This window comes from Methylomagnum ishizawai (assembly GCF_019670005.1).
Lineage (GTDB): Bacteria > Pseudomonadota > Gammaproteobacteria > Methylococcales > Methylococcaceae > Methylomagnum > Methylomagnum ishizawai.
In genome coordinates this window covers 1,657,999-1,680,544 of the sequence record NZ_AP019783.1, presented here as the reverse complement: position 1 = coordinate 1,680,544, position 22,546 = coordinate 1,657,999, and the positions used below count along the sequence as shown (strand labels likewise).

General features: G+C 63.2%; 14 protein-coding genes. 9 read left to right on the top strand and 5 right to left on the bottom strand.

Translation table 11 applies throughout. The annotated features are described in order from the left end of the window. Position 1: 1 nt before the first annotated feature. On the bottom strand, positions 2–1,837 hold the full coding sequence (gene mutL, locus K5658_RS07715) for a DNA mismatch repair endonuclease MutL (protein WP_221066368.1): 1,836 nt from the start codon (positions 1,835–1,837) through the stop codon (positions 2–4). A 549-nt stretch (positions 1,838–2,386) separates the two neighbouring features. Between mutL and K5658_RS07710 the strand changes: the two genes are divergently transcribed. The 4 genes from K5658_RS07710 to K5658_RS07695 all read left to right on the top strand — a co-directional run bounded on the left by K5658_RS07710 (position 2,387) and on the right by K5658_RS07695 (position 6,544). Next, positions 2,387–3,700, top strand: a complete 1,314-nt coding sequence (locus K5658_RS07710) for an FAD-dependent oxidoreductase (RefSeq protein ID WP_221066367.1) — start codon at positions 2,387–2,389, stop codon at positions 3,698–3,700. Positions 3,701–3,714: 14 nt separating this feature from the next. Then, complete coding sequence (locus K5658_RS07705) at positions 3,715–4,479, top strand: 6-phosphogluconolactonase (protein WP_221066366.1); 765 nt, start codon at positions 3,715–3,717, stop codon at positions 4,477–4,479. Positions 4,480–4,807: 328 nt separating this feature from the next. Further along, positions 4,808–5,536, top strand: coding sequence for a class I SAM-dependent methyltransferase (locus K5658_RS07700; protein ID WP_221066365.1), 729 nt, complete (start codon positions 4,808–4,810; stop codon positions 5,534–5,536). A gap of 180 nt (positions 5,537–5,716) precedes the next feature. Further along, complete coding sequence (locus tag K5658_RS07695) at positions 5,717–6,544, top strand: IS5 family transposase (protein WP_221066364.1); 828 nt, start codon at positions 5,717–5,719, stop codon at positions 6,542–6,544. A 64-nt stretch (positions 6,545–6,608) separates the two neighbouring features. Here K5658_RS07695 and K5658_RS07690 read toward each other — a convergent pair whose 3' ends face one another. The 3 genes from K5658_RS07690 to K5658_RS07680 form a co-directional block, all read right to left on the bottom strand. Further along, the gene (locus tag K5658_RS07690) at positions 6,609–7,784 is read right to left on the bottom strand and encodes an N-acetylmuramoyl-L-alanine amidase family protein (RefSeq protein ID WP_221066363.1); all 1,176 of its coding nucleotides are present in this window, start codon (positions 7,782–7,784) and stop codon (positions 6,609–6,611) included. A 109-nt stretch (positions 7,785–7,893) separates the two neighbouring features. Further along, positions 7,894–8,355 carry a tRNA (adenosine(37)-N6)-threonylcarbamoyltransferase complex ATPase subunit type 1 TsaE gene (gene tsaE / locus K5658_RS07685; protein ID WP_221066362.1) on the bottom strand — a complete coding sequence of 154 codons (462 nt, stop codon included), beginning with the start codon at positions 8,353–8,355 and terminating at the stop codon, positions 7,894–7,896. After that, positions 8,352–9,839 carry an NAD(P)H-hydrate dehydratase gene (locus K5658_RS07680; protein WP_221066361.1) on the bottom strand — a complete coding sequence of 496 codons (1,488 nt, stop codon included), beginning with the start codon at positions 9,837–9,839 and terminating at the stop codon, positions 8,352–8,354. The genes tsaE and K5658_RS07680 overlap by 4 nt, the downstream gene beginning before the upstream one ends. Before the next feature lie 221 nt (positions 9,840–10,060). Here K5658_RS07680 and K5658_RS07675 point away from each other — a divergent pair, with 221 nt between their 5' ends. Next, complete coding sequence (locus K5658_RS07675; RefSeq protein ID WP_221066360.1) at positions 10,061–10,810, top strand: HesA/MoeB/ThiF family protein; 750 nt, start codon at positions 10,061–10,063, stop codon at positions 10,808–10,810. Between the two features lie 131 nt (positions 10,811–10,941). On the opposite strand, the gene K5658_RS07670 is transcribed toward K5658_RS07675, so the two are convergent. Continuing rightward, the gene (locus tag K5658_RS07670) at positions 10,942–11,868 is read right to left on the bottom strand and encodes a histone deacetylase family protein (protein WP_221066359.1); all 927 of its coding nucleotides are present in this window, start codon (positions 11,866–11,868) and stop codon (positions 10,942–10,944) included. Positions 11,869–11,979: 111 nt separating this feature from the next. Between K5658_RS07670 and acnB the strand changes: the two genes are divergently transcribed. The 4 genes from acnB (at position 11,980) to K5658_RS07650 (ending at position 22,546) form a co-directional block, all read left to right on the top strand. Beyond that, a complete protein-coding gene (gene acnB, locus K5658_RS07665; protein ID WP_221066358.1) occupies positions 11,980–14,550 on the top strand; it encodes a bifunctional aconitate hydratase 2/2-methylisocitrate dehydratase in 2,571 nt (856 codons plus the stop codon). A 147-nt stretch (positions 14,551–14,697) separates the two neighbouring features. After that, on the top strand, positions 14,698–15,462 hold the full coding sequence (locus K5658_RS07660) for a hypothetical protein (protein ID WP_221066357.1): 765 nt from the start codon (positions 14,698–14,700) through the stop codon (positions 15,460–15,462). 242 nt (positions 15,463–15,704) lie between these two features. Beyond that, a complete protein-coding gene (locus K5658_RS07655; RefSeq protein ID WP_221066355.1) occupies positions 15,705–18,866 on the top strand; it encodes an integrin alpha in 3,162 nt (1,053 codons plus the stop codon). Positions 18,867–19,168: 302 nt separating this feature from the next. Continuing rightward, positions 19,169–22,546: a beta strand repeat-containing protein gene (locus tag K5658_RS07650; protein ID WP_221066353.1), complete on the top strand. Its 3,378-nt coding sequence runs from the start codon at positions 19,169–19,171 to the stop codon at positions 22,544–22,546.

Genomic DNA, 22,546 nt, shown 5'->3' with positions numbered 1-22,546 from the left:
CTCAGCGGCCCCTGGCGAACCAGCCGTTCAATTCCTTGAGGCTCAACACCACCCAGGTGGGCCGACCGTGGTTGCACTGGCCGCCGCGCTCGGTGGCTTCCATTTCCCGCAACAGGGCGTTCATCTCGGGGAGGGTGAGCTTGCGGTTGGCCCGCACCGAACCATGGCAGGCCACCGTCGCCAGCACGCCATTCAAGCTTGCTTCGACACGGGCGCTGTGGCCGTGCTGGTTCAAATCGGCCAACACATCGCGCACCAGCGTTTCGCCGTCGGTTTCGCCCAACAGCACGGGCAAGGCGCGGATGACCAGGGTTTCGGGACCGGCGCGGTCGAGTTCGATGCCGAGCGCGGCCAGGGCGTCCTGGGCCTCGACCGCCATCTCGGCCTCGGCCCCGGTCACTTTCAACCGCAGCGGCAATAACAAAGGCTGGCTGGGCACCGGCCCGGCCTCGTGCTGGCGCTTGAGCTTTTCGTAGGTGATGCGCTCGTGCGCGGCATGGGCATCGACCAAGACCAAGCCCTCGCGGTTTTCGGCCAGGATGAACGCGCCATGCACATGGGCCACGGCATAGCCTAGGGGCGGCATGGCTGCGGGTTCGGACTCCGGGGTTTCGGCGGTGGTGTTGGCCGGTTTGCCGTACAAACCGGCATAGCCTTGGAGGGTTTCGGCCACATTCAAGGGTAAGGAGGCTTGGCGGGCGGCGGCGCGGGTGGAAAGCGGGGTGGATGGGCGCGGGGCGTACAGGCCGGAACCGGATGTGGCGCGGGACGATCCGCCCTGCGCGGCCACGGGTTCCGCCACCTCGAATCCGGCACCCGTCCCCACGCCCGCGCCCGGCTTGGCCTCGCCCAAAGCCCGGTGCAAACCCCGGAACAGGAAATCATGCACCATGCCGGGTTCGCGGAACCGTACTTCCAGCTTGGCCGGATGGGCGTTGACATCGACCAGGGCCGGATCGAGCGTCAAATACAGCACATAGACCGGCTGCCGCCCGTGGTACAGCACATCCTGATACGCCTGTTTGATGGCGTAGCCCGCCAGCTTGTCGCGCACCGAGCGGCCATTGACATAGAAATATTGCATATCGGCTTGGCTGCGGGAAAAGGTCGGCAAGCCCACCCAGCCCGTGAGCCGCATCCCCGCCGCCTCGAACTCCACCGCCAGCGCCTGGGCCAGGAACTCCCCGCCCAGCAGCAAGGCCAGACGCAGTTCGGTATCGGCCTGGGTGGTAGCCGGGCGCAGGTCGAACACATTGCGCTGGTTATGGCTCAGGGAAAAGCCCACCCCGAAGCGGGCCAGGGCCAGCCGCTTGACCAGGGTTTCGATGTGCTGGAATTCGGTCTTCTCGCTGCGCAGGAATTTGCGGCGGGCCGGGGTGTTGTAGAACAGGTCGCGGATTTCGACCGTGCTGCCTTCGGGATGGGAGGCGGGCTGCACATCGAAATCGGCCTCGCCGCCATCGGTAGTGACGCGGAAGGCGCAGCGCTCGCCACGGGTGCGGGAGGTCAGGGCCAAGCGCGACACCGAACTGATGCTGGGCAGGGCTTCGCCGCGGAAACCGAAGCTGGACACCCGTTCCAGGTCGTCGAGGCTGGCGATTTTGCTGGTGGCGTGGCGCGAGAGGGCGAGCGGGAGTTCTTCCTTGGGGATGCCGGTGCCATCGTCGCGGACCCGCATGAGCCGGAGCCCGCCCTGCTCCACTTCGATTTCGACGCGGCGGGCGTCGGCATCGAGGGCGTTTTCGACCAATTCCTTGATGGCCGAGGCGGGGCGCTCGACGACTTCGCCGGCGGCGATTTGGTTGACGAGTTGGGGGGGGAGGAAGCGGATGGGCATGGCGGCGGGCCGGGAGTGGTTCGTGTGGGGTGGGTATTGTCGCCTAGTGGGAGGGGGGGCGGAAGGGTTGGCGGCTTGCTTGGGCTGGGGGTGGTTGGATTCCGCTAATCCAACCGGGATACCGCGTGGAGATGGGTGTGCCGGGATGTTTTCGCGCTATGGGCTATCGGCGGCGGAAAAAGAAAAATGGGCATGGATGTTCCCACCCTGAGCGATGCGATACGGATGGCGGCATCCGTTCCTCGTTGGGGCACAAGCCCCACGCCCCAGTTTTACAACCGGGGCTTTTTTCATTGGTCGCCGGGCCGGGTATTCCGCGTTTGCCTGGAAGTTGCCTTTGGCCCTCCAGGATTCTTGTTTTTTCCCCGAAGCCCTGTCAATTATCATCGAAACCTTATGCTAAGCTCGGATCACCAAAGCTGGAATAAGCCAGACTTGAATCAATAATTTTTTTCAGCATGACATCCCAATCGTTAAAAGCATATAGCCGTTACTTATATCACCTAAAAAAGTCTTCATTGATTGACAAAAAACCTTGATTTATTGACAATGAACGAAAAAACCTTAGCAACCCTAATTATCGGTGGCGGCCCAGCCGGAATATCCATATTGCTCGCAGCCCGTCGCGCGGGATTATTAGAAACGCTGATACAGCGGGGCATGAAAGTTCTAGAGCAAACTCCAGGATTAGGGGCGGGCGAACTCGGAACCTATGTGATCCGCTCCGACAGTTTCGCCGATAGTTTCATCTCCTCGCCGAATGACGAGGGCATCCCCAGTCTCCGGCACTTGATGGATTATTATCCGGGCTCACACCTCAACAACCTTCGCGGCAGCCCAGTTGAACTGACCATAGCAGCGGAATATTTATCAGAAATCGGTAAAGAACTACACCACTGGGATATGGTTAACAACCTAGGCATATTTTCTACAAACATAACCGCTATGGCATCGCATCTCGACGAGCAAGGATCATGGGCGACGATATGTCAAAACTCCGATGGAACAACCCAGAAGTTCCACTCGAAGTCATTGATACTTGCCACAGGTGCCGACCAAACGCTAGGGCCGTTATATTCGATCCCGGTTTGCGGAGAACCCTTGCTGCCGCGATTCGCGGATAAAACGATATTATCAAAGCACGCTTTGGCCTTGGCCGGTCCAAGCCTGCTCTCTTCCCGCCTGCGCGATATCCGTCAACCACGGATAGCCATCGTGGGAGGGTCGCATAGCGCCCTTTCATCCGTTTGGGTCTGCCTGAACAAGTTGGAAGATGTTAATACCCAAAACATCGCGATTACCGTGCTGCATAAGAACAAACTCGCGCTGACTTATTCCTCGCCGGAAGCGGCACACCAGGATGGATATTATGATTTCGGACGGAAAGATATCTGCCCAAAAACAGGCCGGGTATACCCACTCGCCGGATTTCGTAGCGACTCACGGGAATTGATGCGGAGAATATGGGGATTGGGCGGTCTGCCAATTGAGACCCGGATTAAATTATTAAAGCTAGGATGTGATTCAAGCCAAGAGGCAAGGCGGGTGTTGGAACAAGCGGATATCATCATCGCCGCTTTGGGCTATCGGCCTAGAGCCTTACCCCTCTTCAATGCCCAAGGCAACCCAATCGCCCTCAAAAGCCAATTGACATATAAAGCACCATTGGTTGACCACGATAGCCGCGTTCTCGATTCGCATAACAAGCCGATTCGCAATGTGTATTGTATGGGACTATCCGCTGGCTACCCCTTGGCCGGAAGATATGGCGAACCTAGTTTTAATGGGGAAGCCAACGGGATCGCCCTGTGGCAATCCGATATTGGCGGCGGGATTTTGCAACAAATCCTCAAAACAGGATAGCCAGGGGATATGACATGCCCAGCCTATATATTTCAGATAATCTTGACGCTATCGCAAGCGAGGTTGCCCGAATGATTGTATCTATCATCGGCGACGTGCTGTCCACTAAGCCTTATTGTATATGGGTTCCATCGGCTGGCCGTACCCTGATCGCCACTTGGGCCAAACTGCGCGAGCTATATTCTGGAGCTGTGGATTGGCAAAGGGTCGTTTGCGTTCAGATGGATGAATATTACGGTGTCCCGCCCGCCAACCCGACGAGCTTCGCGTGGCAACTCGATAATGAACTAATAAAGCCACTCGGCATCAAAAGGTTAATTACCTTTTTGAATGCCGACGGGGAACTTAAGCTTACGCCCCAAAACTACGAGCGCCAGTTATACGGGCTTGGCGGCATTGACTGCGCGGTGCATGGGGTTGGACGCAACGCCCATATTGGGTTTAACGAACCATCGCCCCACGCTTCGCTTAATGCGACCAGAATCGTAGCGCTATCCACCGATACCCGAGCGGCCAACCAGGTCGAATATACCCATGGAATTACCCTTGGTTTGGATGCGCTCACCAGCGCACGGCATTCGCTTGTGGTGATTGTCGGGATGGAGAAACGATTCGCGACAGAGTCATTGCTGACTTTGCCCAATACACCGGCCAATCCAGTATCTTATTTGCGGGCAAGGCAAAATACATCTGCTTTTATAGACAGCAGCACCATATCTGCGACAATATTAGAGCACATTCGCGCCAACCGCTTGCCGAGTGGATTTTGCCTCCACTAGCCAAATCGCCCTATTTATATTACACTTGTTCTATTCCGGGTTAGAGAAGAGGACGGCCTATTGGTGGAGGCAATAGTTTTAGCAACCTACCTTCCATGTTTCGTCATTAGCGTACAAGGCGTCTTTGGCGGAACCCATTAACACCGAAGCCGATGCCTTCGCTTGAAGGCGGTATAGGTGGGAAAAACTGAAATTTGAAGCCAGATTTGACGATTTAGTATATGGTACCGCTCCAGGAAGCTAGAGTTTGATAGCAAGGATTCATGCGCTATTGATCCGGTAATATGCAGAACCACATGGGTTTTTAATTACTTAGTGAGAAGAGAGTATGGACGATAAATTTTTCTACGCCATCACCAACCGTAAGGAACTTTTCAAGCTCTTGCCCAAGGACACTATCGGCTGCGAGATTGGAGTTCAGCGCGGCCATTTTTCAGCGATTATTCTCGAAAACGCAAATCCAAACCAACTCCACTTGATTGATCCTTGGCGCTTTTCTGAAATCGCCGAATATTCCGCCGACGGGGCCAACGTCCAACAAGTGGAACAAGATAAAATACACCGAGGCGTGGTCAAACGGTTTAAATCCGAAATCTCCACACAAAAAGTGATCCTCCATCGAAAAACCAGTGCCGAAGCCTTGTCCGATTTCGAAGACGGCTCATTGGATTTCGTTTATGTGGATGGCATGCATCACTATGAGGCGGTTTTGAATGATTTGGTCGGATACGCGGCCAAACTCAAGCCGGGCGGGCTGCTCTTAGGGCATGACTATAGCGAAAACTACCATTCTCATAGGATGGGTTTCGGGGTGGTGGGCGCGGTTACTTCGTTCCTCAACAGAACGAACTATAAAATAATTCTGCTCACCCATGAAACTTGGTCAACCTATGTACTGGCAAACGACACAACGACCGGTGCCGCCCAATATCTCATCAAGCGGCTAATGCAATCCAATATTGAATTCGTCGCGCTGCCCCAGCTTTTGTCGGCGTCGCTCAAGCACATCAGTTTCAAACGCGAAACCGGCAATTTACGCTGGATACCCTGTTTCTAATAGCAGGACGGGGATGAACACCCCATAGGACGAGTGGCTTGCGGGGCGGGTTAACCATAGGGGAACCCGCCCTTTTGTCCCGCTGGACGACCGGATAAGAGGACATCCGGCACATCTTGTGCTTTGCGCGGCGAACGCTTAAAAGACCCGTCTTTTGCGAAGCGGAAGCGGAGGAGACCCATGAGTTGCCTGGAAATCTCGGACCGGCTGTGGGAGCACGTGGAGCCATTGTTGGAGCCGTTCAAGCGGCGCAGGCCGGGCGGCTCCAAGCCGCTGGAGTTCCGGACGGTCATGAACGGGATTCTGTATGTGCTCAAGACCGGTTGCCAATGGGATTGCCTGCCGGCCTGCTACGGCTCGAAAAGCGCGGTCCACGAGCACTTTCAGAGATGGGTTGCCGCCGGCGTGTTCAAGGAGATGTTCCGCTGGTCGGCGGCGGAGTACGAGGAACTCGAGGGGTTCGACCTGGCTTGGCAGTCGATGGACGGCAGCCTGGTGCAGGCCCCGGTCCGCCAGACCCGCTGCCAGAAGGACGAGGGCCTGGGGCGCAATCCCACGGATCGTGGGCGCAGCGGTGGCAAGATCCACCTTCAGGTGGACGGGAAGGGGATGCCTTTCGCCGTCGCGCAGGCCGGGGCCAACGTGCACGACAGCCGCCTGGTGACGGTCACCGTCGAGGCGGCCGTGATCGAGGCACCCGCCGACGCCGGGCAAAGTCCCAGGCATCTTTGCCTGGACAAAGGGTATGGCTACGAACGGGTCGAGCGGGAAGTCGCGGGACTGGGCTACACCCCCCATATCCGCAAGATCGGCGAGGAGAAGCGTTCCTGCGACTCCGAGCCAACCCACCCCGCGCGGAGGTGGGTGGTCGAGCGCGCTTTCGCCTGGCTCAAGGGCTTCCGGGCCATCCGAACCCGCTACACCTGCCGGGGAGCCAACTATCTGGCCTTCCTTCAGTTGGCGTGCGCCCTGATCCTGGGAAGACGGATCGAGGCCAAAACCGTGTAAGCAGTTTATGTGCCGGATGTCCTCTAAGATAGGCTATCCCCGGCGGTTTATTCTTTCGCCCGCCTCAAGGCACCTCCGCCACCCGCAACCCCGCCGCCGCCCCCGCCCGGCGCGACTCCGCACAATACGCCCTGATCCCCCGGAACACCGAACGCGCCACCCGGTCCTGGTGGGCGTTGTTGGTCAGGTTGCGTTCCTCCTCCGGGTTGGAGATGAAGGCGGTCTCGACCAGCATGGACGGCACGTCCAGCGATTTCAGCACCGCGAACTCGGCCTTCTGCACCTCGTCGTGATGCACGGCGAAATCCCGCCTCAATTCCCGCAATACCTTTTCCGCCGCCTTGTCGCTGGCGTCCAGGGTGGCGTTCTTGGACAGGTCCACCAGCACCGAGGCCAGCAGCTTGTTCTTGTCCTTGAGCTTGGGGCCGCCCACCAAGGCGGCGTTCTCGCTGTCGGCCAGCCACCGCGCCGCCTCGCTGGACGCGCCGTGTTCCGACAGCGTATACACCGAGGAACCCTTCACCCCGCCGTCGGTATAGGCGTCGGCATGGATGGACACGAACAAATCGGCCCGCACCTTGCGGGCGATGGCGGCGCGGTGACGCAGATCGACGAACTCATCGCCGCGCCGCACCAAGACCGCCTTCATCCCCGGCTCGGCCTGGATATACCCAGCCAGCTTGCGGGCAATCGCCATCACCACGTTTTTTTCCAAAGTACCGCCGGGTCCGATGGCCCCGGTGTCCTTGCCGCCGTGCCCGGCGTCGATGGCGACCACGAAGGAATGGGCCGGTTTGGCACGGGCGCGGGCGGAATTGGTGGAAGCAGCGGCGGGGACCGGGGCGGCGGACGCGGCCCATTCCACGGTCAGGCGGGCGTGGTCGGGCCATTGCTCCATGCGGGCCTGATGGGGGGCGTTGCGCTTGGTCTCGACCAGGAGGCGGAGGCTGCCCTTGGCCTTGCCGGGCAGGGAGCCGATCCGGGCCGCGACCGGATGGGCGGCGGGCGGTTGCGCCAAGCCCCCGGCCAGGGCGGTATCGGCCAGTTCGATGGCGAGCGGCGCGTCGCCGCCCAGGCTGGCCACCCGATATCCCGGCACCCCGCTGAAATCCACCATCAGGCGCGGGTGCGGCCCCGCCGTCCATTGCACCGATTTCACCCAGACCGCCGCCGCGCCGGACTCCCCGGACACCCACACGGCGAGCCACAACAAACCACCCCATACGGACTTTTTGTTCATGTTGGATACCCCTGGTCAAGCGCTTTGGAAAAATAGCGGCGCATTCCGCGCTACGCAAGCTTTCGAGCGGGACTTATCGCCCAAAATCAACTGGCCGCGGCGGGTTCCATCACCCCGCCGCCCACGCGGCCAGGATCGCCCTGCCCTGTTCGCTATCCGCCGCCAGCGTGGCGCGGCGGCTTCCCCCCAGGATTTCCAGGCGGATATCCAGGTCGGCTCCGGGCAGGAGTCCCGCGCCGCGTCCGGGCCATTCGATGAAACAGGTGGCTCCGGGCCGGAGATAATCGCGGATGCCCATCCATTCCAATTCCTCCGGGTCGTTCAGCCGGTACAGGTCGAAATGGAACAGGGTACGGTCGGGCAGCGCGTATTCCTCGACCAGGGTGAAGGTCGGGCTTTTCACCGCGCCGGTGAAGCCGGTCGAGCGTAGGCAACCGCGCACGAAGGTGGTTTTGCCCGCGCCGAGATTGCCATGTAGATAGACCAGGCAGCCCGGCGGCAGATGGCGGTAGAGCCGGGCGGCGAATTCGAGGGTGGCGGCCTCGTCGGGCAGGTCCAGGACCGTGTTCATCGGTTCACCCAGCGGCGCAAGGGGGTCATCAAATCGCCCGCCAACAGGCCGCGCTCGCCATCGCGGGCGGCTTCGTCGCCGGCGGCGGCATGGAGGCGCACGCCCAGGGTGGCGGCTTCCAGCGGCTCCAACCCCTGGGCCAACAACCCCGCGACCACCCCGGTCAGCACATCGCCCATGCCGCCGCTGGCCATGCCGGGATTGCCCGCGATGCACACCCTGGGCAATTCGTCCGCGCCCGCGATGAGCGTGCCCGAGCCTTTCAGCACCACCACGCCGCCATAGCGGTCCTGCAAGGCGCGGGCGGCGGCATAGCGGTCGCGCTGCACCGCCGCCGTGCCGGTCCCGAGCAAGCGCCCGGCCTCGCCCGGATGCGGGGTCAAGACCCAGCGCTCGCACCGGCGCGGCTGCGCGGCCAGGAGGTTCAAGGCATCGGCATCGACCACCAAGGGCAAACCGCTGTCCACGGCGGCATCCAGCAACAGCGCCGCCCAGTCCGAACGCCCCAGCCCCGGCCCCACCGCCGCCACCGTGGCCCGGCCCAGGAGGTTTTCCACCTCGTCGCGCCGGGCCACGCCGTGGCACATGAGTTCGGGCCGGTCCAGGTTGAGGAAGGCGGCGTGTTCCGGGCGGGTGGCGAGGCTCACCAGCCCCGCCCCGACCCGCGCCGCCGCTTCCGCCGCCAGCCGCGCCGCGCCGCTATAGCCCTGTTCGCCGCCCAGCACCAGCACGTGGCCGAAATGGCCCTTATGGGCGTAGCGCGGACGCGGCGGCAAACCCTGCGCCAAGGGCGGCAGCAACAGGGCCGAAGGCTTGACCGCGTGTTTCACCATGGGCGGTGTCTCCAAATCGGCGAACACCAGTTCGCCCGCGTATTCCAAGCCCTCGCCGGTACACAAGCCCTGTTTCAGGCCGATGAAGCTGACCGTGACATCCGCCCGCACCGCCACGCCCAACACCGCCCCGGTATCGGCGCACAGGCCGGAGGGAATATCCAAGGCCAGCACCTTGCCCCGGAAGCGGTTGACGGCGCGGACGACCTCGGCGAACAAGCCCTCGATCTCGCGGTCCAGCCCGGTGCCGAACAGGCCGTCCACCAGGATTTCCGCGCCCTCGAAATCCGCCGGAATGAAATCCAGCACCGCGCCGCCCGCCGCCCGGTATTCTTGATAGGCGGCCAGCGCATCGCCCTTCAGCCCCGCCAAGGGCGCGACCGGATAGACCCTGACATCCCAGCCCGCCGCGTGGGCTAGCCGCGCCACCACATAGGCATCGCCGCCGTTATTGCCGGCCCCGCAAATGGCCGAGAGGGTCCGCGCCGTGGGCCAACGCCCGCACAGCGCGGCGAAAGCGGCGGCCCCGGCCCGATGCATCAGCTCCAGCCCCGGAATGCCCAGGGTGTCGATGGCGTAGCGGTCCATGGCCCGCACCTCCTGGGCGCGGTGCAGTTCTTTGGGCAGGGTTCGGGGCTGGGTTTGGATCATGGGCATACCTCGGACGGGTGATTCCGGTTATTGTGGCGTAAAACGGGAAACAGTGGCGAGTACCGCAACAATAGCGACCATTCCCAGGGGCTGGAAAACCCGTCATTTCGGCACCGATATCGAAATCCAGCGTCCAGGGCGCGGCAAGCGATCGCCCTATTCCCGCCCCGGCCCGCGCCGACCGATAATCCCCGTTCCAACCACCGACCGAATCAAGCTCCATGGACGACCATCAACTCCTGAGATATAGCCGCCAAATCCTGTTGCCCCAGATCGATATCGAGGGCCAGCAAAAGCTGCTGAATGCCCGCATCCTGGTGATCGGGCTGGGCGGGCTGGGTTCGCCCGCCGCCATGTACCTCGCCGCCGCCGGGATCGGCGAACTGGTGCTGAACGATTACGACCGGGTCGATCTTTCCAACCTGCAACGCCAGATCATCCATGGCACCGACAACCTGGGCGAACCCAAGGTCGAATCGGCCCGCAAGACCCTGGCCCGGCTCAATCCCGATATCACGCTCCGCACCCTGGATCGCCGCCTGGAAGGCGCGGACCTGGACGCCGCCGTGGCCGCGGTGGATGTGGTGTTGGATTGCTCGGACAATTTCGCCACCCGGTTCGCGGTCAACGCCGCCTGCGTCAAGGCCCGGAAGCCCTTGGTGTCCGGCGCGGTGATCCGCTTCGAGGGGCAACTGGCGGTATTCACCCCGGAGCAGCCCGACAGCCCGTGCTACAACTGCCTGTATCCGGCGCAAGGGGAACTGCCGGACAGCTGTGCCCGCAACGGTGTCATCGCGCCCCTGCCCGGTATCGTCGGCGGGATGCAGGCGCTGGAGGCGATGAAATTATTGCTGGGGATCGGCGAGACGGCATCCGGGCGATTACTGCTGTTCGATGCCCTGAACCTGGAATGGCGGCAGATGAAATTGCGGAGGAATCCGCATTGCCCGACTTGCGGGGCGGGGGAATGAGGTTCTCCGCGATAGGCGGTCGCCGTATTGCGCCGGATGGAAGGACCCAGCCAGGTAGCCCACCATCATCGTGCATCGCGGTGGGCACGGAATATGTGCCCACCCTACCCGGCTACGCCCCAATATCCGCCCTACACCGACATCAGCGCCCGTACATGCGCCGCCACGCTGCGGCCCAATGCGTCCAGGTGATAGCCCCCTTCCAGGAGGGAAACCACCCTCCCCCCGCAATGCCTATCGGCGAGTTTCATCAACTCGCCCGTGGCCCAGGCGTAATCGTCCTCGCTAAGCTGCAATTCACCCAGGGGATCGTCGCGGTGGGCGTCGAAACCCGCCGAAATCAACACCAGTTCCGGCGCGAACTTGTCGATGAAAGGCAGCATCCTATCCGTGAGGGCGGCGCGGAATTCTTTAGAACCGCTGCCCGCGGCGAGGGGCGCGTTCATGATGTTGCCCACCCCGGTTTCATGGGCGTGGCCGGTATCGGGATACCAAGGCGATTGATGGGTGGAGGCGTACAGGACTTCCGGGTTCTTGGCGAAGGCGTCCTGGGTACCGTTGCCGTGGTGGACATCGAAATCCAGGATCGCCACCTTCTTGATGCCATGTTGTTTGCGGGCATGTTCGGCGGCGATGGCGACATTGTTGAACAGGCAGAAGCCCATGGCCTGTTCGGGCGTGGCATGGTGCCCCGGCGGGCGGAGGGCGCAAAAGCCATTCCGCGCCGCCTTGGCGAACACCGCGTCCACGGCGGCGCAGGCCGCACCGACAGCGTGCAAGGCGGCGTCGCCCGATTCCGGCGACAGGATGGTGTCGGCGTCCAGGTAGCCGAAGCCGATCTTGGGCACCCTATCGAACACCCGCTTGATGTGCTTTTCGCTGTGGATCAGCCGCACGGTGTCGAGGTCGGCCTTGGGCGCTAGCCGCCGGTCCAACGCGGCGAACTCGGGCCTTTCCAGCGCCTTGGCAATCGATTCCAGGCGGGCGGCGCTTTCGGGATGGCCCAGGCCGGTTTCGTGGTGTAGGAAGATGGGGTGGGTATAAAGCAAGGTGTTCATGGCATGGTTCCGGCATGGCGGGGGGGTTGTGGAATCATATAATAACCGGGTGCAGGGCTGGGCCGGACCGTCGGCCCAACCCGGACCCCATCACCACTCATAGGGCTTTACATGCTGCAAGACTACCGCACACACGCCGCCGAACGGGCGGAGCAAGGACTGGTTCCCAAACCCTTGAGTCCCGAATGGACCGCCGGGCTGGTGGAACTCATCAAGAATCCCCCGGCGGACGAGGCGGCGTTCTTGCTGGACTTGCTCGCCAACCGCGTCCCGGCGGGCGTGGACGAAGCCGCCTACGTCAAGGCCGGTTTCCTGGCCGCCATCGCCAAGGGCGAATCGGTATCGCCGATCCTGTCCCCGGCCTGCGCCACCGAGCTGCTGGGCACCATGCTGGGCGGCTACAACGTCGCGCCCTTGATCGAACTACTGGAGAGCCCGGAACTCGGCCCCATCGCGGCGAAGGGCTTGTCCCATACCTTGCTGGTGTTCGATGCCTTCCACGATGTGCAGGAAAAGGCCAACGCGGGCAACGCGAACGCCCAGGCCGTGCTGCAATCCTGGGCCGAGGCCGAATGGTTCACCAGCCGCCCGCAGGTGCCGGACTGCGTGACCGTCACCGTGTTCAAGGTGCCGGGCGAAATCAACACCGACGACCTCTCGCCCGCGCAGGACGCTTGGTCTAGGCCCGATATTCCGCTGCACGCCAAGGCCATGCTCAAAGTGCCCCGCGAGGGCGTGACCCACGCCGAAACCCAGATCGCCGAATTGAAGGAAAAGGGTTTCCCGGTCGCCTTCGTCGGCGATGTGGTGGGCACCGGCTCTTCCCGCAAATCCGCCACCAACTCGGTGCTGTGGTACATCGGCAACGATATCCCTCATGTCCCCAATAAGCGCGACGGCGGCGTCTGCATCGGCGGCAAGATCGCGCCGATCTTCTTCAACACCATGGAGGACTCCGGCGCCTTGCCTATCGAGTGCGATGTCACCCAACTCCAGACCGGCGATGTCATCGATATCTATCCCTATGCCGGGATCATCAAGCGCCACGGCGGCGGCGAAGTGGTCTGCGAATTCGCGCTCAAGAACGACATCATCCTCGACGAGGCCCAGGCGGGCGGACGCATCCCCTTGATCGTGGGCCGTGGCCTCACCGACCGCGCCCGCAAGGCGTTGGGGTTGGAGGTTTCGACCGTGTTCCGCCGTCCCGTGCCCCAGGCCGACAGCGGCAAGGGCTACACCCTGGCGCAGAAGATCGTCGGCAAGGCGTGCGGCGTGGCGGGCGTGCGTCCCGGCACCTATTGCGAACCGCACATGACCACCGTGGGTTCCCAGGACACCACCGGCCCCATGACCCGCGACGAGTTGAAGGATTTGGCCTGCCTCGGCTTCTCCGCCGACTTGGTGATGCAGTCGTTCTGCCATACCGCCGCCTACCCTAAGCCTGTGGACGTGCAGGTCCACCACACCTTACCGGACTTCATCATGAACCGGGGCGGCGTATCGCTGCGTCCGGGCGATGGCATCATCCATTCCTGGCTGAACCGGATGTTGCTGCCCGATAGCGTCGGCACCGGGGGCGATTCGCATACCCGCTTCCCGATTGGGATTTCGTTCCCGGCGGGTTCGGGGCTGGTGGCCTTCGCCGCCGCCACCGGCGTCATGCCGCTGGATATGCCGGAATCGGTGCTGGTGCGGTTCAAGGGCCAGATGCAGCCCGGCATCACCCTGCGCGATCTGGTCCACGCCATTCCTTATGAAGCCATCCAGCGCGGCCTCCTGACCCTCGAGAAGAAGGGCAAGAAGAACGTATTCAATGGCCGCATCCTGGAAATCGAGGGCTTGCCCGATCTCAAGATCGAGCAGGCGTTCGAGCTGGCCGACGCTTCCGCCGAGCGTTCCGCCGCCGCCTGCACCGTGCGCCTGAACCCGGAGCCCATCGCCGAATACCTGCGCTCGAATATCGTCCTGCTGAAATGGATGATCGCGGAAGGCTACGGCGATGTGCGCACCATGACCCGCCGCATCCAGGCCATGGAGGAGTGGCTGGCTACCCCTACGCTGTTGGCACCGGACGCCGACGCCGAATACGCCGAGGTGATCGAGATCGACCTGGACCAGATCAAGGAACCGCTCTTGTGCTGCCCCAACGACCCGGACGACGCCAAGCCCTTGTCCGCCGTGGCCGGGACGCCTGTGGACGAGGTGTTCCTGGGTTCGTGCATGACCAACATCGGCCATTTCCGCGCCGCCGGGAAAATCCTGGAGCAATCCGGGAAACAGGTGCCGGGGCGCTTGTGGATCGTGCCGCCGACCCGCATGGACCAGACCGAACTCACCGGCGAGGGCTATTACGCCACCTATGGCAAGGTCGGGGCGCGGACCGAGGTGCCGGGCTGTTCCCTGTGCATGGGCAACCAGGCGCGGGTGGCGGACGGGGCCACGGTGGTTTCGACCTCGACCCGCAATTTCCCCAACCGCATGGGCGCGGGGGCCAAGGTGTTCCTGGCTTCGGCGGAACTGTCCTCGGTCTGCTCGGTGCTGGGGCGGATTCCCACGTTCGAGGAATATATGGGGTATATGGATAGCCTCGCGGCCCAGGCCGGGGAGACCTACCGCTATATGAATTTCGACCAGTTGGCGGATTATCAGCGGAAGGCGGAGAAAGTCGCCATGGCGGGCTAATCCACCCGTCGCCAGCGCACAAAAGCGGGCGTGAATTTCACGCCCGCTTTTTTTGTTGTACCCTAGGCGCGGAGCGGGACCGGCGGGATTTTGAGTCCGACGCCATCCTTACACCCAGAATAGCCAAACCCAAGATACCGATTCGATATGAACCCACCCATTTACGCCGCGCTATCCAGCATTCCAGGACGGGAAGACATGCTATCGCAAGTCGTGGCATCGATCCTGCCCCAGGTTGACCACCTCTACCTTTGCCTGGACGGCCACCGCGAACCCCCCGATTTCTTGAGCGGACCCGGCCACGATAAAATCACCTTGAAATTCAGCCAACGGGGATATCCCAAGGCGAAATTCGCCATGATCGAATCTATCGAGGAAGGGATTATCCTCAGCATAGACGACGATATCGCCTATCCAGAAGATTATGCCAAAACCTTGGTGGCCGGCTTGCGCAAATACCCCGGCCCCACCATCTGTGGATTCCATGGGCATTTGTTCACGGATACCCCGGACTTCACCGATGTCAGCAAAATCATTTCCTATCAAAGAACGCTCAAAAAAGACACCTATGTCCACGCCGTCGGCTCCGGGATCGCGGCGTGGGACGCCCGGTACTGCAAAGTGAAAGCGGAGCATTTCCCCTTCTCCGCCGGGGCCGATTCGCAACTGGCGGTGCTGGGCCAGAAGAACCGATGGCCTTTTGTCCTGCTCAGCCATACCGCCAAATGGTTGGTCCCGTTATGGCCCGAAGGGACCGATGGCATCCGGCGGGTCGGGGAATCGTGCATCTGGACCCATACCAAGAAAAACCTGGCTTCCCGCCTGAATGCCCGCCCCGCCAACCAATGGGCGGTGGCCCAGGTCGAGCGGTGGGTGCTCCATACCCACGAGAATAAACCGGGTCCGGGATAGGCTTCGGGCATCCATTCCAGAGCGCGAGGCCCCGGCGATACGCCGGCAAGGGCGGGCAGGGTTTCCATGCCCGCCCTTGCGTTTGGCGCGGGCCGCTGGGTGGAGACCGGCCCCGCCGCCAGTCCGGCATGGTTCCCACCGGCGGAATCTGTCTGCCCCATTTTGCGGGCACCGTGGCGCGGGCCAACATAGGCCAAGCCAAACGGCCTCATCCGATCCACCCATCCGCCCAGGCCAATCCCATGACCACCTACACCTTCAGCCAGCTCTATTACAAACAGACCCTCGACTTCGATCCGGCGACCGATATCCTGGTGTTCGACAAGCCCGGCGACCATGCCGCCAACCTCGGCCTGCGCCAGGACGGCGCGGATTTGCTGCTGTCCCTCCAAGGCATGACCATCCGCTTCGCGAACCTGACCCTGGGGCAGCTTTCCAGCGCCCATTTCAGCTTCCCCGACGGCGGCAAGCTCCTGGTCGGCGACGATACGCCCGGCACCGCCAACGACGCCCTGCCCAACCTGCTGATCGGCGGCGGCGGCCGGGACTACCTGAACGGCCTGGGCGGCGCGGACCTCATGACCGGGGGCGGCGGCGACGATGTGTACGTGGTGGACAATCCCGGCGATATCGTGATCGAACACGACGCCGATCCCAACCAAATCGACAGCGTGTCTTCCTATCTCGCCGCCTACAGCCTGCCCGACCGGGTCGAGCGCCTGCGCCTATTGGCACCGGGCGACAGCGATGGCACCGGCAACAGCCTCAACAACCTGATCCACGCCAGCCCCGGCGACAACGTCATCGATGGCGGCCAGGGCGTCGATACCGTGAATTTCCGCACCGGCACCTATGGCGCCCTGGGGGTGGCGGCCAATCTGGCGACGGGACAGGTCAGCGGGGGTTCCGGCCACGACACCCTGCTCCATATCGAGAACCTGATCGGCACAAGGTTCGCCGACACCCTGGTCGGCGACGATGGCAAGAACATCCTGGATGGCGGCGATTACGGGGCCGACGCCCTCTACGGCGCGGGCGGCAACGACGTGCTGCGGGTGGCGAGCCTCGATTTCGCCGCCATCGACGGCGGCACCGGCACCGACACCCTGGCCCTGCCCGCGGGGGCGCGGCTGGATTTGGCCCAGGTCGGCCCGCGCCTCCACGACATCGAAATCCTCAAGGCCGGGAATTCCGGGGCTTTGCTGCTGACCGCCGACGCGGTACGGAACCTTTCCAGCAGCACCGACACCTTGATCGTGCAGGCCGGCGCGGACTACCAGGTCTATACCGACCTGGGCTGGAGCCAGGGCGGCGACGCCCAATTCCAGGGCCGGACCTACCATACCTATACCCAAGACGGCACGGCCCTCTGGCTGGACGCCGCCATCGCCCAGGTCCACCTCAACGCCACGCTGCCGCTCGCCGCGCTCGACGGCAGCCCAGGCTTCCGGGTCGATGGCGCGGCCCCCGGCGATGGGCTAGGCTGGGTCGGCGGGGCCGGGGATATCAACCGGGACGGTTACGACGACTTCATCGTCGGCGCTCCGGAAACCGATCCCCAAGGCGGATTCAGCACGGTGGGTTCGGCCTATGTGATCTACGGCGCGGCGGACGGTTTCCCCGCCGCGACCGACCTCGCCCAACTCGCGCCGGAGGACGGCTTCCGCCTGGACGGCGTGGACCCGTCCGCCTATACCGGCGGCGCGGTCGGCGGGGCCGGGGATGTGAACGGCGATGGCTACGCCGATTTCCTGATCGGAGCCGCCCACGCCACCCCGGCCAACGACTACGCGGCGGGATCGGCCTATCTGGTGTTCGGCACGGCCCAGGGCTACCCGGCGGTGTTCGACCTCGCCACGCTCGACGGCGACAACGGCGTCCGTTTCGACGGGAAGGGCTCGTGGACGTTCACGGGCGGTTCGGTCGGCGCGGCGGGGGATGTCAACGGCGATGGGTATGCCGATATCATCATCGGCGCGCCCGGCGCGGGAGTCGCTTCGGTGGTGTTCGGCAAGGCCGGGGGGTTCGCGGCGCATTCGGACCTGGACCTGCTCAACGGCAAGGACGGCTTCCAGATGCAAGGCGGCGCGGATTCCACCGAAACGGGCGTCTCCGTGGCCGGGGCGGGCGATATCAACGGCGACGGCTACGGCGACCTGATCGTCGGGGCGATGTGGAACAAGGCCAATGGCCATGATTCCGGCTCCAGCTACGTGGTGTTCGGCAAGGCCGGACGCTTCCCCGCCGATATGGCGCTGGGCCAATTGGACGGCACCGACGGTTTCCGGCTGGATGGCAGCGCCGGCCAGAACGCGGGCACCTCGGTGAGCGGCATCGGCGATATCAACGGCGATGGCCGCGCCGATCTCGGCATCGGGGCCAGTTGGGCCGATCCCGACCAAAGACTGGGCGCGGGTTCGGCCTACGTCCTGTTCGGCAAGACCGGAGGCTACGCGCCCACCCAGAACCTCGACCCGGTCGATGGAACCCAGGGCTTCCGCATCGACGGCGCGGAATGGATGGACCGGTTGGGGATCGCCGTGGCCGGGGTCGGCGATATCAACGGCGACGGCTATGGCGACCTGGTGGTCGGCGCGTTCGGCACGGCGGCGTTCGACCAGCCCCACACCTCTTCCTACCAAGGTTCCGCCTATGTGCTGTTCGGCCACGCGGGCGGCTTCCCGGACCATATCGATGTCGCCAACCTCGACGGCAGCCAGGGCTTCCGCCTGGACGGCGTGGGGGTCTCGCCCTATTTCGGCGTCTCGGTGAGCGCGGCGGGCGATATCAACGGCGATGGCTACGACGATATGGCCATCGGGGCACCGGGGGCCGATCCGGGCGGCAAGGACAACGCCGGTTCCGGCTATGTGCTGTTCGGGCGGAATTTCACCGGCGGGGCGGTCCAGCAAGGCGGCACCGGCGACGACACCCTGGCCGGCACCGCGGCGGCGGACCGCTTCGTCGGCGGCCTGGGCAACGACCTGATGATCGGCCAGGGCGGCGCGGATGCGTTCTCGGGCGGGGCGGGCAACGACACCCTGCGCGTGGCCAACCTCGGTTTCCTCCGCGCCAATGGCGGCGCGGGGATCGATACCCTGGCCCTCGACGGGAGCGGGCTGTCGCTCAATCTCGCCCATGAGCGCGGACGCCTGGAGGGCATCGAGCGGATCAGCCTCACGGGAACGGGCGACAACACCTTGTCCATGAGCCGGCGCGACGTGGCCGACCTGTCCGACACCAGCAACACCCTCAGGGTGGACGGCGACGCCGGGGATCATTACCGCTTCTCGGATGGCGGCTGGACCCAAGGGGCCGACGTGACCCTGGTGGGCGTGGATTACCACAGCTTCGATAACGGCGCGGTCCATGTTTTGGTCAATGCGGTGCTGGGTGCCGTGTAGCGCCTTGCCCTCCTGGATGGGCGGAACCTGCCGCCCCTAGATTTTGGGGCATCGGTATAAAGCCGGTCGCGATGAAGTGCCAGCCACTTCGTCCACCGGCTTTTTCATGCCGCACGGATGACGACACAGCGCGGGTATTTTTGCGGCATGATTCACAAAAAAGCCCGGATCGTCTGGGTATCGCACGATCCGGTCTAGCCCAGGGACCAGTCGTTCCTTTATCATCCATTTCCGAATATATATGTTACATATTCGCTTCGCGAATGTGTCGCTTGACTTGGTTAAATCAAGGAGCATGGCAAATGGCCACATACAACTTCAGCGCCCTGACCAACAATCAATCGCTGTCCTTCAATCCCGCGACCGATTTCCTGAACTTCGATAACGCCGGGCTACAAGCCGCTTCCGGCAGTTTCGCGCAGAACGGCGCGGACCTTTGGATCACCTATGCCGGCAAGACCGTCAAGCTGACCGGGGTGGCGCTGGCCCAGGTCTCCAGCACCCATTTCACCTTCGCCAACGGCAGCAAGGTTTTGATCGGCGACAACACCACCACCGCCACCGCCACCGATGGCGCGGCCAATTCTTTGATCGGCACGGCGCAGGGCGACTACCTCAACGGCCTGGGTGGGAACGATACGCTGGACAGCGGGGCCGGGGCCGACAAATTGATCGGGGGCGCGGGCAACGACACCTTCATCGTGGACAACAACGGCGACCAAGTGGTGGAGAACGCCGGTGAAGGCACCGACACCGCGCAAAGCTCGGTCGGCTATACGCTTCCGGCCAATGTCGAAAACCTGACCTTGACCGGCACGCTGGATATTAACGGGACGGGCAACGGCCTGAACAATTCCATCACGGGCAACGCCGGGAACAACCTGCTGGACGGCGGGGCGGGCGCGGATACCCTGATCGGTGGCGATGGGGGCGATGACTATGTGGTCGATAACGCGGGCGATCAGGTCGTCGAAACCAATCCCTCCTCCTGGCCCGGCGATACCGTGGAATCCTATCTGGCGGACTATATCCTGCCCGCCAATGTCGAAGGATTGCGGTTGATGGGCACGGGCAATAGCGACGGCACCGGCAATAGCCTCGACAACACGTTGTACGGCAATGCCGGTGACAACCTCCTGAGCGGGGGGGAGGGCAACGACTTCCTGGTCGACAACGGCGGGTCCGACACCCTGGTCGGCGGCACCGGCAACGATATCTATTGGGTCACCGATGCCGGAACGGGCGTGGTGGAAGCGGCGGGCGCCGGCACCGACACCGTCGAAAGCTCGATCAGCTATACGCTGGGCGGCAATCTTGAAAACCTGACCCTGGACAACACGGACAGCGTCGGGGTCGGCAACGCGCTCGACAACACCCTCACCGTCTTCGACCTAGGTTTCCAAAGCCTGGATGGCGGCACCGGCACCGACACCTTGGCTTTGGGCGGAATGGGCTTGAACCTCGATCTTGCGGCGCTGGGGTCGCGGCTCGCGGGGTTTGAGGCTATCGATCTCGACCCCTACGGTATCAACCACCCTTATGGTGGCAATACCCTGACCCTGACGGCGGCGGCACTACGAAACCTCTCCGATACCAGCGACACCCTGGTGGTGGACGGGAGCGCTAGCGGCATCGTGCAGGCCGGCCTGGGATGGACCCAGGGAAGCGACGCCACCCTGAATGGCCGGGCCTATCACACCTATACCCAGGGTTCGGCCACCCTCTGTGTGAACACCGACATCCTACTGGTCATCAACCAGTTTTCCCCGGTGGTGCCGCTGACCATGCTCGACGGCGGCAACGGCTTCCGCCTGGACGGCGCGGCGGGCTACGCGGTGAACGGGGTGGGCGATGTCAACGGCGATGGCTACGCCGACCTGATCGTCGGCTCGTCCGATGGCGGCAGCGCGGGCAGCGCTTATGTGATGTTCGGACAGGCGGGGGGCTTCGCGCCAAGCTTCGACCTCGCCAACCTGGACGGCGGCAATGGCTTCCGCCTGGACGGGACCGGGCGGGCGGTCGGCGCGGCGGGCGACGTGAACGGCGATGGCTATGCCGACATCTTCGTCGGATCGTCCGGCACGGGATTGGGTGCCGTGGTGTTCGGACAGGCCGGGGGATTCGCGCCGACCCTGGACCTCGCCAGCCTCGACGGCGGCAATGGCTTCCAACTGGGTGGTTTCACGGGATCGGGCTTGGTGCAAACCTCGGTCAGCGGCTCGGGCGACCTGAACGGCGACGGTCTGGCCGACCTCATCGTCGGGGTCGGCGACGCCCAACCGAACGGCGTGTTCACGGCGGGTTCCAGTTTCGTCGTCTTCGGCCAGACGGGAGGATTCCCCGCCACGCTGGACCTGACCACGCTGGATGGTTCCAACGGCTTCCGCCTGGATGGCCTGGCCGAATGGAATGCGGTGGGCTATACGGTCAGCGCGGCGGGCGATATCAACGGGGATGGCTACGGCGACCTGCTCATCGGCGCGAGCGGCGTGGACAATATGGGCAATACCGGCGTGGGCTTCGGCTACGTGGTGTTCGGCCAAGCCTCGGGCTTTTCCGCCACGCTGGACCTCTCCACCTTGGATGGTAGCAATGGCTTCCGCCTGGACGGCGAATACTCGTTGAATTTCTTGTCGGGGGCCAGGGGCGCGGCGGCGGGCGATGTCAATGGCGACGGCTTCGCGGATATTATCGTCGGGGCACCCTATTCCGATAAAAGCGGCAATAGCTGGGGCGGTTCCAGCTATGTGGTGTTCGGCAAGGCCGGGGGCTTCGCCGCCACTTTGGACCTGTCCACCCTGGACGGCACCGACGGTTTCCGCTTGGACGGCGGCAATGCCTCGGATCAAGCGGGTGGGTCGGTCAGCCAAGCCGGGGATATCAATGGCGATGGCTATGGCGACCTCATCGTCGGGGCAACCGGGGTCGCGAATTCGGCGGGGACCGGCTATGTGGTGTTCGGCAAGGCCGGAGGCTTCGCCGCCACCCTGGACCTGTCCACCCTGGACGGACACGACGGTTTCCGCCTGCAAGGCGATCCACTGGGCTGGAACGCGGGCTGGTCGGTCGGCGCGGCGGGCGATGTCAACGGCGATGGCTTCGCCGATCTGGTCGTGGGCGAACCGTCCTTGGGTTCGTCCTATGTGGTGTTCGGCGGTCCGGCTTTCGCGGGCGATGTCACCTATCTGGGCGGCAGCAACGCCGATAGCCTCACCGGCACCAACACCGCCGAGCGCTTCGTGGCCGGTCAGGGCGATGACACGCTGGTGGGCGGCGGCGGCGCGGACGTGCTATATGGCGCGGAAGGCGACGACACGATCCAAATCGCCGACCTGGACTTCCAGAAAATCGACGGCGGCAGCGGCACCGACACCCTGGCCCTGACAGGTTCCGGCCTGAACTTGGATTTGGCGAATTTCCGCAACCAAATCTCCGGCATCGAGCAAATCGACCTCGGTGACAGCGGCAACAATACCCTCACCTTCACCACCAGGGATATGCTGAACCTCAGCGATACCCGCAACACCCTCCAGGTGGACGGCGACGCCGGGGATCATTACCGCTTCTCGGATGGCGGCTGGGTACAAGGCGCGGATGTCACCTTGGTCGGCACCACCTACCATGTATTCGACAACGGCGTGGCCCATCTCCTGTTGGATGCTACCCTGACCGCCGTCTAG